The organism is Leifsonia sp. ZF2019 (assembly GCF_019924635.1).
GTDB lineage: Bacteria > Actinomycetota > Actinomycetes > Actinomycetales > Microbacteriaceae > Leifsonia.
On the sequence record NZ_CP065037.1, the window covers coordinates 3,332,125 to 3,348,713 of the forward strand.

14 protein-coding genes are annotated in these 16,589 nt (G+C 73.1%); 11 read left to right on the forward strand and 3 right to left on the reverse strand.

The genetic code is table 11. The annotated features are described in order from the left end of the window. The first annotated feature begins 42 nt into the window (after positions 1–42). Both IT072_RS16470 and IT072_RS16475 read left to right on the forward strand, forming a co-directional pair. Positions 43–4,698 (forward strand): ATP-dependent helicase, encoded by a 4,656-nt coding sequence (locus IT072_RS16470; protein WP_223357914.1) that lies wholly within the window; start codon positions 43–45, stop codon positions 4,696–4,698. Between the two features lie 38 nt (positions 4,699–4,736). Continuing rightward, a complete protein-coding gene (locus tag IT072_RS16475) occupies positions 4,737–5,513 on the forward strand; it encodes a DNA-formamidopyrimidine glycosylase family protein (protein ID WP_223357915.1) in 777 nt (258 codons plus the stop codon). A gap of 99 nt (positions 5,514–5,612) precedes the next feature. On the opposite strand, the gene IT072_RS16480 is transcribed toward IT072_RS16475, so the two are convergent. Then, a complete protein-coding gene (locus tag IT072_RS16480) occupies positions 5,613–6,191 on the reverse strand; it encodes an NADPH-dependent FMN reductase (RefSeq protein WP_223357916.1) in 579 nt (192 codons plus the stop codon). A gap of 345 nt (positions 6,192–6,536) precedes the next feature. On the opposite strand from IT072_RS16480, the gene IT072_RS16485 reads away from it, so the two are divergent. Both IT072_RS16485 and IT072_RS16490 read left to right on the forward strand, forming a co-directional pair. Then, positions 6,537–7,055, forward strand: a complete 519-nt coding sequence (locus IT072_RS16485; RefSeq protein ID WP_223357917.1) for a MarR family winged helix-turn-helix transcriptional regulator — start codon at positions 6,537–6,539, stop codon at positions 7,053–7,055. A 128-nt stretch (positions 7,056–7,183) separates the two neighbouring features. Further along, positions 7,184–8,935: an LCP family protein gene (locus IT072_RS16490; RefSeq protein WP_223357918.1), complete on the forward strand. Its 1,752-nt coding sequence runs from the start codon at positions 7,184–7,186 to the stop codon at positions 8,933–8,935. A gap of 21 nt (positions 8,936–8,956) precedes the next feature. Here the strand turns inward: IT072_RS16490 and poxB are convergent, their stop codons facing one another. Beyond that, a complete protein-coding gene (poxB, locus tag IT072_RS16495; RefSeq protein WP_223357919.1) occupies positions 8,957–10,690 on the reverse strand; it encodes a ubiquinone-dependent pyruvate dehydrogenase in 1,734 nt (577 codons plus the stop codon). Between the two features lie 142 nt (positions 10,691–10,832). On the opposite strand from poxB, the gene IT072_RS16500 reads away from it, so the two are divergent. Next, positions 10,833–11,210, forward strand: a complete 378-nt coding sequence (locus IT072_RS16500) for a DUF3566 domain-containing protein (protein ID WP_223357920.1) — start codon at positions 10,833–10,835, stop codon at positions 11,208–11,210. Here the strand turns inward: IT072_RS16500 and IT072_RS16505 are convergent. Further along, complete coding sequence (locus IT072_RS16505; protein ID WP_223357921.1) at positions 11,191–11,844, reverse strand: TetR family transcriptional regulator; 654 nt, start codon at positions 11,842–11,844, stop codon at positions 11,191–11,193. The two genes, IT072_RS16500 and IT072_RS16505, sit on opposite strands and share 20 nt — an antisense overlap. 56 nt (positions 11,845–11,900) lie before the next feature. On the opposite strand from IT072_RS16505, the gene IT072_RS16510 reads away from it, so the two are divergent. Genes IT072_RS16510 through IT072_RS16535 form a run of 6 tightly spaced genes read left to right on the forward strand, consistent with a single transcriptional unit; the run spans position 11,901 to position 16,508 of the window. Further along, positions 11,901–12,599, forward strand: a complete 699-nt coding sequence (locus IT072_RS16510; protein WP_223357922.1) for a biotin transporter BioY — start codon at positions 11,901–11,903, stop codon at positions 12,597–12,599. Beyond that, positions 12,596–13,735 (forward strand): ANL family adenylate-forming protein, encoded by a 1,140-nt coding sequence (locus tag IT072_RS16515; RefSeq protein WP_223357923.1) that lies wholly within the window; start codon positions 12,596–12,598, stop codon positions 13,733–13,735. The genes IT072_RS16510 and IT072_RS16515 overlap by 4 nt, the downstream gene beginning before the upstream one ends. Further along, positions 13,728–14,897 carry a thiolase family protein gene (locus tag IT072_RS16520; protein WP_223357924.1) on the forward strand — a complete coding sequence of 390 codons (1,170 nt, stop codon included), beginning with the start codon at positions 13,728–13,730 and terminating at the stop codon, positions 14,895–14,897. The genes IT072_RS16515 and IT072_RS16520 overlap by 8 nt, the downstream gene beginning before the upstream one ends. Beyond that, entirely contained in the window at positions 14,894–15,583 is a 690-nt protein-coding gene (locus IT072_RS16525; RefSeq protein ID WP_223357925.1) for an energy-coupling factor ABC transporter ATP-binding protein, read from the forward strand. Before IT072_RS16520 ends, IT072_RS16525 begins: the two co-directional genes overlap by 4 nt. Then, a complete protein-coding gene (locus IT072_RS16530; protein WP_223357926.1) occupies positions 15,577–16,173 on the forward strand; it encodes an energy-coupling factor transporter transmembrane component T in 597 nt (198 codons plus the stop codon). The genes IT072_RS16525 and IT072_RS16530 overlap by 7 nt, the downstream gene beginning before the upstream one ends. Then, a complete protein-coding gene (locus tag IT072_RS16535) occupies positions 16,170–16,508 on the forward strand; it encodes a CHY zinc finger protein (RefSeq protein WP_223357927.1) in 339 nt (112 codons plus the stop codon). Before IT072_RS16530 ends, IT072_RS16535 begins: the two co-directional genes overlap by 4 nt. Positions 16,509–16,589: the final 81 nt, after the last annotated feature.

Consider the following 16,589-nt stretch of genomic DNA (forward strand, 5'->3'; position numbering starts at 1 on the left):
CGCGGGTTCCGGGTGTCGGTGGTCGGGGGCAGGATGGTGGGGATGGGCGACGTGCTCGAGCGGTTCTCCCCCGCGACCCGTGAATGGTTCCGCGGGGCTTTCGCCGCGCCCACGGCCGCGCAGGAGGGCGCGTGGGAGGCCATCTCGCACGGCCGCCACGCGCTCGTCATCGCCCCCACTGGCTCCGGCAAGACGCTCGCCTCCTTCCTCTGGGCGATCGACCGGCTCGCGAGCGAGGAACGCCCTCCGGACGCTCCGAAGGGCACACGCGTCCTCTACATCTCGCCGCTCAAGGCGCTCGGGGTGGACGTGGAGCGCAATCTGCGTGCGCCGCTCGTCGGCGTGACGCAGACGGCCAAGAGGCTGGGGGCCGAACCTCCGCACGTGACCGTCGGCGTGCGCTCGGGCGACACCCCGTCGTCGGACCGCCGGGCGCTCGTCACGAACCCGCCGGACATCCTCATCACGACGCCCGAGTCGCTGTTCCTCATGCTCACCTCGCAGGCGCGCGAGACCCTCGCCTCGGTCGAGACGGTGATCGTCGACGAGGTGCACGCCGTCGCCTCGACCAAGCGCGGCGCGCACCTCGCGCTCTCCCTGGAGCGCCTCGACGCACTGCTGCCGAAGCCCGCCCAGCGCATCGGGCTCTCCGCGACCGTGCGCCCGCCGGAGGAGGTCGCACGCTTCCTCGGCGGGCGCGGGCCGGTCGAGGTTGTCGCGCCGCCGTCGGGCAAGCGCTTCGACCTGCGGGTCGTGGTGCCGGTCGAGGACATGAGCGAACTCGGCACCTCCACGTTCGCCAGCGACAACGACGACGACTCTCCCCCGCAGGCCGGCTCGATCTGGCCGCACGTCGAGGAGGCGATCGTCGACCGCGTCGTCGAGCACCGGTCCTCCATCGTCTTCACGAATTCGCGCAGGCTCGCCGAGCGCCTGACCGCGCGCCTCAACGAGATCTACGAGGAGCGCCTGCTGGGCGGCGCGCTCGACGCGGCGGGGCAGCGGCAGCCGCCCGCCGAGCTGATGGGCGGATCCGGTCAGACCCGTGGTTCGCAGGCCGTCGCCGACGACGCGGATGCCCTCGTGCTGGCCCGTGCGCACCACGGCTCCGTCAGCAAGGAGCAGCGCGCCCTCATCGAGGACGACCTGAAGACCGGCCGCCTGCGCTGCGTGGTGGCGACGTCGAGCCTGGAACTCGGCATCGACATGGGCGCCGTCGACCTCGTGGTGCAGGTGGAGGCGCCCCCGTCGGTCGCGAGCGGCCTGCAGCGGGTGGGGCGCGCCGGCCACCAGGTCGGCGAGGTCTCGCGCGGCGTGGTCTTCCCCAAACACCGCGCCGACCTCATCCACTCGGCCGTCGCGACCGAGCGGATGACGGCGGGGCTCATCGAGACCCTGCGCGTCCCCGCGAATCCGCTCGACATCCTCGCCCAGCAGACCGTGGCCGCGTGCGCGCTGGAGCCGCTCGACGCGGACGACTGGTTCGACACGGTGCGCCGCAGCGCCCCGTTCGCGACCCTCCCTCGCAGCGCGTACGACGCCACACTCGACCTCCTGGCCGGGCGCTACCCCTCCGACGAGTTCGCCGAGCTGCGCCCCCGGGTGGTGTGGGATCGCGACAGCGGCGAGATCACCGGCCGACCGGGGGCGCAGCGCCTCGCTGTCACGAGCGGCGGCACCATCCCCGACCGCGGCCTGTTCGGCGTCTACATGGTCGGCGAGAAGGCCAGCCGGGTCGGCGAGCTCGACGAGGAGATGGTCTACGAATCGCGTGTCGGAGACGTGTTCGCGCTCGGCTCGACGAGCTGGCGCATCCAGGAGATCACCCACGACCGCGTGCTGGTCACTCCGGCGTTCGGCGAGCCGGGTCGGCTGCCGTTCTGGAAGGGCGACGGCCTCGGCCGCCCGGTGGAGCTGGGCCGTGCGGTCGGCGCCTTTCAACGCGAGCTGAGCACGGCCTCCCCCGCCGATGCCGAGCTGCGCTGCGTCGAGGCAGGGCTCGACGCTTGGGCCACCAGCAACCTCCTGTCGTTCCTGGACGAGCAGAAGACGGCCACCGGGCACATTCCGACCGACCGCACGCTCGTGGTCGAACGCTTCCGCGACGAACTCGGCGACTGGCGCGTGATCCTGCATTCCCCGTACGGCATGCAAGTGCACTCGCCGTGGGCGCTGGCCGTGCAGGCGCGGGTGCGCGAACGCTACGGAATCGACGCGGGCGCCATGGCGGCGGACGACGGGATCATCGTGCGTATTCCCGACACGGAATCCCAGCCGCCCGGAGGCGAGCTCTTCGTCTTCGAACCGCAGGAGCTGGACGAGCTCGTGACCGCCGAGGTCGGCGGCTCCGCGCTGTTCGCCTCGCGCTTCCGCGAGTGTGCGGCGCGTGCCCTGCTGCTGCCGAAGTACAACCCGGGCAAGCGGTCGCCACTCTGGCAGCAGCGGCAGAAGGCGTCGCAGCTGCTCGATGTCGCGCGCAAGTACCCGAGCTTCCCGATCATCCTCGAGACCATCCGCGAGTGCCTGCAAGACGTGTACGACCTCCCGGCGCTCGACGAGGTCGCCAAGCAGATCGAGCAGCGCAGCATCCGCATCGTCGAGGCGAGCACGGAGAGCGCGTCGCCCTTCGCACGGTCGCTCCTGTTCGGCTACGTCGCGGCCTTCATGTACGAAGGCGACAGCCCTCTCGCCGAGCGCCGTGCGGCCGCGCTGTCGCTCGACGCGGGACTCCTCGCCGAGCTGCTCGGCCGCGCCGAGCTCCGCGAGCTGCTCGATCCGGCCGTGATCGAGCGGGTCGAGCTGCAGCTCCAGCGGCTCGACCCCGAGCGGCGGGTGCGGGGCGTGGAGGGCGTGGCGGACCTCCTGCGCCTGCTCGGGCCGCTGAGCACGGAGGAGGTCGCACAGCGCATGCGGGCGGAGGACGGGGCGACCGCCTCGGACGAGGAACCCCTGCCCGACGCCCTCCCGCACGCTTCGCTCACCGAGGCGACCGCGCATCTCGCCGCGCTGGTCGAGACGAAGCGCGCCCTCGCGGTGACGATCGCGGGCGTCGAGCGGTTCTCCGCCATCGAAGATGCCAGCCGGCTGCGCGACGCGCTCGGCGTGCCACTCCCGATCGGCGTGCCGGTCGCCTTCATCGAGCCGGTCGACGATCCGCTCGGCGACCTGGTCAGCCGGTTCGCACGCACCCACGGTCCCTTCGAGACCGCGGACGTCGCCACCCGGTTCGGGCTCGGCACCGCGATCGTCCACGACGCCCTCCGCCGCCTCGCGCACGACGGACGGGTCGTCGAAGGCGAGTTCCGGCCGCACGCCCACGGCAGCGAGTGGAGCGACGCCGAGGTGCTCCGCCGGCTGCGGCGGATGTCGCTCGCGGCCCTCCGCCACGAGGTCGAGCCGGTCGACACGGCGACGTTCGCGCGGTTCCTTCCGGACTGGCAGCACGTCGGCTCCACCCTGCGCGGGGTGGATGCGGTCGCCTCCGTGGTCGAACAGCTCGCGGGGGCGCGCATCCCGGCGTCGGCGTGGGAGTCGCTCGTGCTGCCCAGCCGTGTCGCCGACTACAGCCCGACGATGCTCGACGAGCTGACGGCGACCGGTGAGGTGATCTGGGCGGGCGACGGGTCGCTCCCGGGGTCGGACGGCTGGGTGAGCCTCCACCTCGCGGACTCCGCCCCCCTCACGCTCGCGCCTCCGGGCGAGCACGAACCGGACGAGCTGCAGCGGGCGGCGCTCGACGCGCTGTCCCGCGGCGGCGGATTCTTCTTCCGCCAGCTGTCGGACGCGCTCGGCGCTGCGGCGGGCGAGCCGGTCGACGACTCAGCGCTCGTCACCGCGCTCTGGGACCTCGTCTGGGCGGGGCTGGTCACGAACGACACGCTCGCGCCGCTCCGCACGCTCACCGGGAGCGGGTCCGGCGCGCACAAGCGCCCCCGTCAGCCCGCGCGTGCGCGCATGTACCGCGGTCGCGCTGCCGCCCGGTCGGCGATGGTGACACGCATGGGGCCGCCGACGGTCGCCGGCCGCTGGTCCCTGCTGCCCGAGCGCGACCTCGACTCCACGGTGCGGGCGCATGGACAGGCGGAGACGCTGCTCGATCGCTACGGCGTCGTGACGCGCGGCTCCGTCATGAACGAGGGGACGCCCGGCGGGTTCGCCCTCGCCTACAAGGTGCTCAGCGGCTTCGAGGAGACGGGACGCGCGCGGCGCGGCTACTTCGTCGAGACGCTCGGCGCCGCCCAGTTCGCCACCGGTGCGACGGTCGACCGGATGCGCGGCTTCACCCGCGACCCGCTGCAAGAGCGCGCCTACGCCGCGGTCGCCCTCGCCGCGACGGACCCGGCCAACCCGTACGGAGCGGCGCTCCCGTGGCCGGCCGCCCCGGGCGAGACCGGCACCGGGCACCGCCCGGGACGCAAGGCGGGCGCGCTCGTCGTGCTCGTCGACGGCGAGCTGGCGCTCTACGTCGAGCGCGGCGGCAAGAGCCTGCTCTCGTTCGTGGACCCCGAGGCGCCCGCGAGCCCCCTCGCGCTCGCCTCCGCCTCTCGTGCACTCGCGGCGCTCGTCACCGGGCGCCGTGTCGACAAGCTGGCCGTCGAGACGGTCAACGGGGCCTTCGTGCTCGGGACGCCGACCGGCGACGCGCTCGCCGAGGCCGGCTTCCTCCCCATCCCACGCGGTCTGCGGCTGCGATCATGAGGTGGCGACCGTGACCGACGGAATCCGGCGGGGGCCGCGTGCCCGAGGGTGACACCGTCTACCAGGCCGCCCGCCGGCTTCGGGAGTCGCTGGCCGGGCGCATCCTGACCGCCACCGATTTCCGGGTGCCGCGCTTCGCCACCGTCGACTTCTCCGGAGAGCGCGTCGACGACGTGCTCAGCCGCGGAAAGCACCTGCTGATGCGAGCGGGCGGGTTCACCATCCACTCGCACCTCAAGATGGAAGGCTCGTGGGAGGTGTACCGGTCGGGCGAGCGCTGGCGGCATCCGGCCTTCCAGGCGCGGGTGGTGCTGCGGACCGCGGAGGCCGAGGCGGTCGGATTCCTGCTCGGCATCCTCGAGGTCGTGCCGCGGTCGCAGGAGCAGGACGTCGTCGGGCACCTCGGCCCCGATCTGCTCGGCGCGGACTGGGATGCGGACGAGGCCGTACGGCGGGTCTCCGCTCATCCTGACATTCCGATCGGCGTGGCACTGCTCGACCAGCGGAATCTCGCGGGGCTGGGCAATGTGTACGCTAACGAGTTGTGCTTCTTGCGCGGCATGCTGCCCACACGCCCGGTGGCGGAGGCCGACGTGCCCGCCGCCGTCGACCTGGGCCACCGGCTCATCGTCGCGAACCGCGACCGGCCGCTCCGGGTCACCACCGGCGACACGCGCCGCGGCCGGAACACGTGGGTGTACGGGCGGGGCGGCCAGCCGTGCCGGCGCTGCGGCACACGCATCCGCCGCACGGAGCTCGGACGCACCGAGCTCGAGGAGCGTGTCACCTACTACTGCCCCTCGTGCCAGACCTGACCCGGCGCTTTCTCGCGCGCCCGCGCATCGCCGGTTGCGCGGAAAGCGGGGGCGAGACCGCCGAGCAGGCGGAGAATCCGCGTGCTCGGCGGTGACCGGTCAGGCCGCGGCCGTGGCGAGCGCGCCCGTGCGGATGGTCTCGAGGGCGGTGGACCAGGACTCGAGCTGCTCGAAGAGCGGGGTGAGGGCGGCCTCCTGCTGAGCGGTGGGCTTGAGCGACCAGTTCTCGAAGTCGTGGGCCAGGCTCAGGCCGACGAAGGCGCTGACCGTCGCGACCTGCAGCTGCGAGAGGACGAGGCGCAGGTGCTCGACCGCACGGGCGCCGCCGAAGACGCCATAGCTGACGAAGCCGGCGGCCTTGTTGTTCCACTCGGCGCCGACGAAGTCGATGGCGTTCTTGAGGGCACCGGACGTGCTGTGGTTGTACTCGGGCGTGACGAACAGGTAGCCGTCGAACTCGGCGATCTTCGCCGCCCAGGCCTTGGTGTGGTCGTTCGCGTACTGCCCCATCGCGGCCGGCATGGCCTCGTCGAGGTGCGGCAGGTTCCAGTCGGCGAGGTCGACGAGCTCGTACTCGACGCCCGGGCGCTTCGCAGCGTGCTCGTAGACCCAGCGGGCGACGGCCTCGCCGTTGCGGCCCGGGCGGGTGCTGCCGATGATGATCGCGATCTTCGTCATGTCCATCCTTCGATAATTAGGTGACGTGTCACCCTGTGCGAACCCCGGCATCCACTGCCGCATTCCCGCTGCGCCGACGGAATCCGCCGGACTAGGCTCGTCGCATGGATCCGCGGCACCCGCCGCAGCCCGATGACGTCAACCTCCCGTCCGACGCCTCCGAGGAGGAGCGGCGGCAGGCTCCGTGACTCCGGAGTTCTCCGCCGCCACGCCGCGTAATTCACCGGAATGCCGGAGATCGTGAGCCGATCCGGGCAGATCTCCGGAGTGAGTGGGGCGGAGGCGCGGGAGGGCGGAGGCGCGGGTGACCGGCGCGGAGAGGGCCGTCGCGTGCGAGGATGGCGTATGCCCACCGCGCGCACCCGGCCAGACCCGCGCAAGCTCAGCGCCGACGAAGAAGAGCTCTTCCACGCGTTCTATCTGATGCGCCGCGGCTTCGACCGAACCCTCGATGCGCAGCTGCAGCGCGACGACGGCATCTCCATCTCCGAGCTCGAGGTGCTGATGGCCCTCGTCCGCTCCCCCGGCCGGCGCCTGCGCGTGCGTGATCTGGTGGCCCTCACCGGCTGGGAGAAGAGCCGTGTCTCGCACCAGGTGACGCGGATGGCGGGTCGCGGGCTGGTGGAGCGGCAGGACTGCGCGGAGGACCGCCGGGCCAGCTGGATCCAGCTGACCGGGGACGGCCGTCGCGTCGTCGTCCGTGCACTGCCGCAGCACACGAAGACCATCCGCCGCATCCTCTACGACGCGATCACGCCCGAGCAGCAGGAGACGCTGCTGGAGATCTCGCAGCGGATGACGGCGGCGATGGAGGCCGCGCTCGACGGTGCAGGCGCGGACTGCACCGAGGCGACGACGGACTGAACGTTCTCGCAGGGGCGCCGCTCGCCTGCTGAGGTCCGCCTGGGAGGTCGGAGCCGAAACCCTGGCGATTCGTCGGGAACACCGCCGAAACCAGGGGCTCTTCAGCCTCGGCGCTCTAGCGTTCTCGTGTGCGACGACCGAATCTCCCCGACACCCCCGGCGCCGACGGCCGTGACGACTCCCGCGAGCCGGCGACCGAGGTCTTCGGCCGCGTGCCCGCGGCCGACCCCCGGCGGCCCGTGCGCGCGACGCGACCGGCGTCGGCCGTGCGGTCCGGCGCGGGAGCGGCGGGCGCGGGGAGCGCGGGCGGCGCCGGCTACGGCGGATTCGACCCGTTCGGCAGCGCGGCCGCCGGCGAGGCCGAGACCGGGCGAGGCGGCGGCTCCGGGCGCGGCAGCTCCGGACGCGGCGGACGCGGTCGCGGTGGGCGCGGCGGCGACGGCTCGGGAGGCGCGGGCGGCGGCAAACGCGGCCGCGACCCCCGCAAGCGCCGGCGCACCAAGCGCATCGTCGCCTGGACCGCCGGGACCCTCGCGGTGCTGCTCGTCGTCCTCGGCGGCTACGCGGCTTACAGCTACTTCCGCTTCGTCAACGGCGTGACGCACGTCGACGTGATCTCGAAGTCGGGGAAGGATGTCGACGGCACCGATCAGAACATCCTGCTCGTCGGCGACGACCACCGGCCCGACGGCGCCACGCAGGCCGAACTCGACCAGCTGAGCACCACCGACGACGGCGGCGGCACGAACACCGACACGATGATGATCCTGCACATCCCGGCGGACGGGAAGTCGGCGACGCTCATCTCGCTGCCCCGCGACTCGTGGGTGGACGTGCCCGGTCACGGGATGAACAAGCTCAACGCCGCGTTCTCCCTCGGCGGGGGCGCGACCGATCCGACGAGCGGCGCCAAGCTCCTCATCGACACCGTCCAGAACCTGACCGGCCTGTCGATCGACCACTACGTGCGAGTCTCGCTGCTCGGCTTCTACACGATCGCGCAGGCGCTCGGGCCGGTGCAGGTGTGCCTCAACGAGGCGGTCGACGACCCCTACTCCGGTGCGAACTTCCCCGCCGGCGTCTCGACCCTCGATGCCAAGCAGGCGCTGTCGTTCGTGCGTCAGCGCCACGGCCTCCCGCGCGGCGACCTCGATCGCGTCGTGCGCCAGCAGTACTTCCTCTCGGTGGAGGCGCACAAGTTCCTCTCGGCGGGCACCCTGCTCAACCCGGGCAAGCTGACCAATGTGCTCGACGCCGTGAGCGGATCGCTCGAGACCGACCCCGGCCTCAACTTCCTGCAGCTGGCCGCCCAGCTGCAGGGTCTCACCGGCGGCAAGATCCAGTCGGCGACCATCCCGATCTCCGGCACGCCGACGATCACCGTCGACGGCGAGGACCTCTCCATCGTCGAGGTCGACACGGCCGCCATGCCGGCGTTCATCCAGAGCCTGATGGGCACGCCGAGCGCCTACGAGAAGGCCACCGCGGCGAAGCCCGCCGACACGACCGTGACCGTGCTGAACGGCGGCAGCCAGAACGGCGCGGCGGGCACGGCGACCGAGGCGTTCGCCGCCGCGGGATTCAAGACGGGCACCCCGGGGGACGCGGACACCGTCGCCACCACGACCATCCAGTACCCGTCGGGCCAGGAGGCGCAGGCCAAGGCCGTCGCCGCGCTGCTCCCGGGAGCCGCGGTGCAGGAGACCAGCAGCGTCTCCGGCGTGACGGTCGTGCTCGGCGACGACGGCATCATGCCGTCCGCCGGCGGCGCCTCCTCGGGCGGCTCCTCTGGCTCGAGCGGCTCAGGATCGGCACCCGCGCCGGCGCCGACCCCGTCCGGACCTGCGAAGACCTACAGCGACACCGTCTGCATCAACTGACCGCTCGCCTCCGCCGGCCCGTCAGTCGAACAGCCGCCGGAAGATGTTCGTGTCCGCCAGGTCGACCAGCTCGTCGCCGCGGCCCGACATGATCGTGCGGAGCGCGTACAGGGTGAATCCCTTGACCTGCTCGGCCGTGATCGCGGGCGGGATGCTGAGCTCCTGACGCGCGGTGACGACGTCGATCAGAGCGGGACCGTCGTGCGCGAACGCCGTGCGGAGGGCGCTCTCCAGCTCGTCCGGCTTCTCGACCCGCTGGCCGTGCAGGCCGATGGCCTGCGCGACCTGGGCGAAGTCCGGGTTGTCGAGTCCTGTGCCGAAGTTGACGAAGCCGGCGGCCTTCATCTCCACCTCGACGAAGTTCAGGGACGAGTTGTTGAACACGACGATCTTGACCGGAAGCCTGTTCTGGCGGAGCGTCAGCAGTTCGCCGAGGAGCATCGCGAGGCCGCCGTCCCCGGCGAGCGCGACGATCTGCCGGTCGGGGAAGGCGGCCTGCGCCCCGATCGCGTGCGGGAGGGCGTTGGCCATCGAGCCGTGCGAGAACGAGCCGATGAGCCGCCTCCGGCCGTTCATCCGGAGGTAGCGCGCAGCCCAGACGACCGGCGAGCCGACGTCGGGGATGAAGACGGCGTCGTCCGTCGCCAGCTCGCTGATCAGGCGCGCGACGTACTGCGGGTGGATGGGCGTGCGGTTGCGGTCGTTGACGGCCAGCTCGTCGAGGCTCTTGCGCGCCTTGGCGTAGTGCGCGGTCGAGGAGTCGAGGTGCTTGGTGTCCGAGCGCTCCTTCAGCAGCGGGAGGAGCGCCTCCGCCGTGTCCGCGACGCTGCCGACCAGGCCGAGGTCGATCGGAGTGCGGCGGCCGAGGTTCTCGCCGCGGAGGTCCACCTGGATGATCTTCGCCTTCGACGGGTAGAACTGCTGATACGGGAAGTCGGTGCCCAGCATGAGCAGCACGTCGCACGACTCCATCGCCCGGTAGCCGGACGAGAAGCCGAGGAGGCCGGTCATGCCCACGTCGTACGGGTTGTCGTACTCGATGAACTCCTTGCCACGGAGGGCGTGCACGACCGGGGCTTTGAGGGCCCCCGCGAGCCGGATGAGCTCGGTGTGGCCGCCCTCGACACCGGCGCCCGCCAGGATGGTGACCTTCTTCGCGCCGTTCAGGATGTCGGCCGCGGCGCGCAGCTCCCCGTCCGTCGGCCGGGTGACGCGCGGCGAGTAGCTGATCGGCGCGGACTTGCGGCGGCCGGTGCTCTCCTTCAGGAAGATCTCGCCCGGGACCACGACGACCGCGACGCCGCGACGCTCCACCGCGGTGCGCATGGCGATCTCGAGCACGCGCGGCAGCTGCTCCGGGATGGACACGAGCTCGGTGTAGACCGCCGCCTCCCGGAACATGTCCTGCGGGTGCGTCTCCTGGAAGTAGGTGCTCCCGATCTCGGGACCGGGGATCTGCGCCGCGATCGCGAGCACGGGGACCCGGCTGCGGTTGGCGTCGAACAGGCCGTTGATCAGATGGAGATTGCCCGGGCCGCAGCTGCCCGCGCAGACCGCGAGCTCACCCGTGAGGGCGGCCTCCGCCGCGGCCGCGAACGCCGCCGCCTCCTCGTGGCGCACGTGCTCCCAGGCGACGTCGCCGTCCCGTCGCAGCGCGTCGGTAAAGCCGTTGAGGGAGTCACCGGGGATGCCGTACACCCGCTTCACCCCCGCATCCTTGACGATCTCCACGATGGTGTCGGCGACGGTGGGCATAGCGGGTCTCCTGACGGTCGGCGGGCGATACAGCCCACGCTAGCCCCCGGTCGCGCCGCTGACGAGGGGTGCGTCGGGGCCGGTTAGACTGACCCTCGGGGACTGCACCGCGGGGCGGGGGCAGCACGGGGAGGGGTCCGGGATGTCGGCACGCAAGAAGCAGACGAAGCGAGCGGTCATGCGCCTCGTCTACATCGACTTCTGGTCGGCCCTGAAGATGTCGTTCCTGGTCAGCCTGATCGTCGCCGCGATCACCGTCGTGCTCGCGCTGCTGCTCTGGGCCGCACTCGAGAAGTTCGGCGCCGTCGGGCTCGCCCGCAGCTTCCTCGAAGACGTCGCGGGAGCGCAGGGGGCAGCGCTCGTCGCAGGGATCACGTTCCCGAACTTCATGACGTTCACGCTCGTCGTCGCGCTGCTCGAACTGATCGTCGTCTCAGCGCTCGGGGCGATCGTCGCGGCGCTGTTCAACCTCGCGACCACCACGGTCGGCGGGTGGAAGGTCACGTTCGGGGGCGACTGACCTCCGCATCGCGCTGCTGCGCCCGCAGGTGTTCCAGGCCGCCGACGAGCAGGTCGACGCCGAAGGAGAACTCGGCCGTCGCACTGTCCCCACCCGGTGTGATCGCGGGCTCGGCTGCGTCGGTGAGCACGCCGAGGCTGTCGTACTGCATCCGCTGCTGCTCGTGGGAGACGTGCCCGAGCACGAAGTGCAGGAGCGCGGTCGCGGCGCGGCGGCAGGTGGCGTCGTCGAAGCCGCCCCGTGCCACGGCGGAGGCGAGGCGGTCGAGGGCGGCTCCCGCGCCCAGACCGAGGGCGAGCGTGCTGGCGACCACCTCCGCACCGTCCCGGTACGCGAGCAAGGCGTCGCGGAGGGCCGCCGCCTCGTCGCGGACGGCATCCATCCCGGTCGGCTCGGGAGCGGCCGCGCGGCCCGACGCACCGGCCTCGCTCGCGGCGACGATGCGGTCGGCGAGGTCCGCGAGCAGGGTCTGCTTGTTCGGGAAGTGCCAGTAGAGCGCGCTCGGCTGCACATCGAGGGCGGCCGCGAGGCGGCGCATCGTGAGGTCGGGGAGGCCGTGGTCGTCCAGGATGCGCAGCGCTGTGAGCGCCACATCGTCACGTGTGTGCCTGCGTCCGCTTTCGATCCCCGTCACGATCCCACTATAGTGAACGCTGTTCAGGTGAACAGTGTTCAGGTGAGGATCCCATCATGACCAGTGCCCCCGCTCCCGCCGCCCGTCGGCGCCTCGACGCGACCGACCTCGCGCGCGTCGCCGTGTTCGCGGCCATCGTCGCCGTCCTCGGCCTCCCCGGCGGCTTCACCTTCTTCGGCGGCGTCCCGATCACGGCCCAGACCCTGGGCGTCATGCTCGCCGGCGCGATCCTCGGCCCGTGGCTCGGCGCGCTCTCGATGGCGGTGCTGCTGGCGCTCGTCGCCGCGGGCCTGCCGCTGCTCGCGGGCGGACGCGGCGGCATCGGCGTCTTCCTCGGCCCGTCGGCCGGATACGCGCTGGGCTGGATCGTGGGCGCCCTCGTCATCGGCCTGATCGTGCATGCGGCGGGGCGCAGGCCGGTGTGGTGGCGGACCGCTCTCGGGATGATCGTGGGCGGCATCCTCGTGATCTATGCCGTCGGTATCCCGGTGCAGAGTCTGGTCACCCGCCTGCCCCTCGGCGAGACCGCGCTCACGAGCCTGATGTTCGTGCCCGGCGACCTGGTGAAGGCCGTGCTGGCGACGATCATCGTCTCGACGCTGGTGCGCGCCTACCCGCGGGCGTTCCGTCGGACGTGGCGCCTGGGCGGCACCCGGGCACGTGCAGGTGCGTACGCGGGGCAGGACTCCGCGGCGGGCGTGCCTGCCGGAGAGCCGGAGGCCACGACGACGACGACGACCACGCCGGCTCCGTGACCGCTCACCGGTTCGTCGCCCTCCGGGGACCGGCGCGCACCGTGTTCGCGGGGGTGAGTGCGGCGCACGCGGCAGGCGACGTGCCGCTCGTCGTGGACGAGCGAGCGTCCGCGGCGCAATGGGACACAGTGCGCGCGGTGGTGGACGGCACCCGACCGCATCCCGACGCGGTGTGGGCGACCCTCACCTCGGGCAGCAGCGGGGCCCCGCGCATCGTGCAGCGCACCGCAGCCTCCTGGGCGGCGTCGTTCCCGGCGATCGCCGACCTGCTGGACGCCGGACCCGGCGACGCCGTCGCCCTCCCCGCGCCGCCGGCCTCCTCACTGACGCTCTTCTCGCTGGCGCACGCCCTCGACGGCGCCGGACCCCGCCCGCTCCTGCCGCACGGGCACGTGCTCACGGCGGAGGACGCCGCGAGCGCGACGGCCTTCCACGGGACACCCCATGCCCTGCGCGCCCTCCTGGAGGCCGGTGCTCCCCGGCGACTGCGTACGGCCCTCGTCGGTGGCTCGCACCTCGACCCGCGCCTGCGCCGGCAGGCGGAAGAGAGCGGCATCCGGGTGGCCGCGTACTATGGCGCCGCGGAACTGTCGTACGTTGCGATCGACACCGGAGACGGCCTGCGCGCCTTTCCCGGGGTGGAGCTCGACGTGCGCGACGGCGAGCTGTGGGTGCGGTCGCCGTACACCGCGCTCGGGTACGCGGCTGCCTCCGACGGCCCCGAGCCGTTGCGACGGGACGGCGACTGGGCGACCGTCGGCGACCGCGCCGAGCTGACGGACGGACGGCTGCGTCTGCTCGGCCGGGCGGACGACGCCATCCTGAGCGCCTCGGCGACGATCGTGCCGGAGGAGGTCGAGAGCGTCCTGCGCGCGATCCCGGGCGTGCGCGACGCTGTCGTCTTCGCGCTGCCCCGCGGGCGGGTCGGCGCGCTCGTCGCGGCGGTGATCGAACCGTCCGCCGACGGGATGCCGGACCTCGCACAGCTGCGCCGCACAGCCGACGAGCGCCTCGCGCCCGCGCATCGGCCGCGGCGCTGGTTCGTGGCCGACCTGCCCCGCACCGCGTCCGGGAAGGCGGCGCGCGCCGAGACGGCACGCCGCGCCACCGCCGGGGAGGTGGACCGCATTGGCTGAGCGCAGCGCTCCAGTGATCGTCGCCGCCCGGCGCACCCCGATCGGGACGCGCGGCCGCGCGCTGGCCGCGCTGCGGGTGGAGCACCTCGCCGCGCCCGTCATCCGCTCCGCGCTGACCGACGCCGCCCGGACGACCGGGGGGCGGATCGAAGTCGCAGACGTCGTCCTCGGCAACTGCATGGGCCCCGGAGGCAACCCGGCACGCGTCGCCGCACTCGCCGCCGGCCTGGGGGCGCACGTCCCCGGCGCGACCGTCGACCGGCAGTGCGGGAGCGGTCTGGCCGCGATCATCGACGCGGCCACGGCCATCCGCGCCGGCGATGAGCGCGCCCGGGTCGCCGGAGGGGTGGAGAGCGCCTCCACCGCCCCGGTGCGCTCCCTGGACGGCGTCGCCTACGACCGCGCGCCCTTCGCACCCGACGGGTGGCCCGATCCCGGGATGACGGAGGCGGCGGAGGGCCTGGCACAGCACGACGGCATCCCCCGGTCACGCCAGGACGCCCACGCCGCACGCAGCCACGCCCGCGCGCGTGCGGCCCTCGTCGCCGGTCGGTTCGCGGACGAGATCGTCCCCCTCGCCGGCATGACCGCGGACGACGCGATCGGCGGGGCCGAACGCCTGCTCCCCCGGCTGCCCGCACTCTTCCCGGGCGGATCGCTGACGGCCGGCACCGCGACACGGATCGGCGACGGCGCCGCAGCCGTGGTGCTGGTGCCCGGCGCGCAGGGCGGCGGAGCCGGTGTCGGAGGCCGCACGCACGGCGTCGGCCGGCCCGTCGGTCTCGCCGTCCGCGCACATGCCGTCGTCGGCTGCGACCCCGCCCTCCCCGGAATCGGAGCCGCCCCGGCGGTGCACGCGGCGCTCGGCCGTGCCGGTCTCCGGACGAGCGATGTGGCCGCGTTCGAGATCGTCGAGGCGTTCGCGGCGCAGAGCCTGGCCGTGCTCGACCGCCTCGGCATCGTGGACGACGACGCCCGTGTCTGCGCCGACGGCGGAGCGCTCGCGCTCGGGCATCCCTGGGGCGCGAGCGGCGCGGTCGGCGTCGTGCGTCTCTTCAGCCGGCTCGTGCGCTCCGGCGCGCCCGCGGGGACGATCGGCGTCGCCGCGGCGTCGGTCGGAGGCGGTCTCGGGGTGGCCGCGGTGCTGGAGGTGGTCCGATGAGCGGAATCCGACTCGACGGCGTGACCGTGCGACTCGGCGACGCCGACGTGCTGCGCGATGTCGCCGTCGACCTGGACGCGCGCACGGTCGCGGTGATCGGCGAGAACGGCTCGGGCAAGTCGACCTTCGCGCGACTGCTCGGCGGCCTCACACCGGCGACCGCAGGCCGCGTCGAGGTGCTCGGGCTCGATCCCGCGCGGCAGTCCGCGGAGCTGCGACGTCGCGTCGCGGTCGTCTTCAGCAACCCGGACGCCCAGATCGTGCTGCCGACCGTGGCCGAGGACGTCGCGTTCTCCCTGCGCGCCGAGAAGCCGACCCGCGCCGAGGCGGCCGAACGCGTCGCGCGCGCACTCGCACGGTTCGGGCTCACGGACCTGGCCGAGCGGTCCTCCCACGATCTGTCGGGCGGCCAGAAGCAGCTGCTCGCGCTCTGCGGGGCGTTCATCCGGCATCCCGAGCTCGTGATCGCCGACGAGCCCACCGCCTTCCTCGATGCCCGCAACGCCCGCCGCGTCGCCGACCACCTGTTCGCCGAGGAGCACGGCCACCGGCTGGTGCTCGTCACCCACGACCTGGCTCTCGCGGAGCGGTGCGATGTCGCGGTGCTGTTCGCGGACGGCCGGGTCGCCGGAATCGGCACGCCCGCCGACATCGTGGCCGAGTACGAGGCGAGCATCCGATGGTGACGCTCTACCGGCCCGGAGACGGCCTCCTGCACCGCATGCCCGCCGGGCCGAAGACGCTCGTGCTGCTGGCGCTCGTGCTGGCGGTCTCCCTGTTGCCGTCGGTGTGGTGGACCGCCGCCGCGGCGACCGCCGTGTGCGTGATCGCCTACCTCGCGGCGGGTCTCGGCCTGCGGGAACTCGGACGGCAGGTCGTCGCGGTGCGCTGGGTCGTCGTCGTGACGCTCGCCGGGCAGCTGATCTTCCTGGGCGTGGAGCCCGCCGTCTCGAACACCGCGCGCGTGACGGCCGCGGTCGTGCTCGCCGCTCTGCTGGTGCTGACCACGCGCGTCACCGCCCTGCTCGACGCGATCGAGCGCGGGCTGGCCCCCCTCGCCCGCCTGCGCCTCGACCCGCAGCGGGCCGCGCTGCTGCTGACGGTCACCTTCAGCACCCTCCCCGTGCTCGCCCGCCTCGCCCACGACGTGCGCGAGGCCCAGCGCGCCCGCGGCGGCCGGGCGAGCCTCCGCCTGTTCGCGGTGCCGTTCCTCGTCGTCGCGCTCAAGCACGCCGACCAGCTCGGCGACGCCCTCACCGCACGGGGCGTGCGGTGAGCGGCGGGGCGCCGGATGGGGGTCGGCCGCGCGTCCTCGGTCCGACCGTCGACGAGCAGACCCGGTGCATCCATTACCGCAGCGAGCTCGACGTGATCGCGATCCGTTTCGCGTGCTGCGGTGAGTACTACCCGTGCCACCTGTGCCACGCGGAGGCGGCGGACCATCCCGCGCGGCCGTGGCCGACCGGCTCCGACGACGAGCGGGCCGTGCTCTGCGGCGTCTGCGGCTCCGAGCTGACCGTGGGCGAGTACCTGGCCGTCGCCTCCTGCCCCGCCTGCCGTGCCCCCTTCAACCCGGGCTGCACGCTCCACCGCCCCTTCTACTTCGACTGAGCCGCTCCCGAGACGGCGAATTCTTCGCCGCGTGGGTGGTTTCGCCTGGAGTTTCCGCCGCTTCGCCGCCGGGCGATGGGT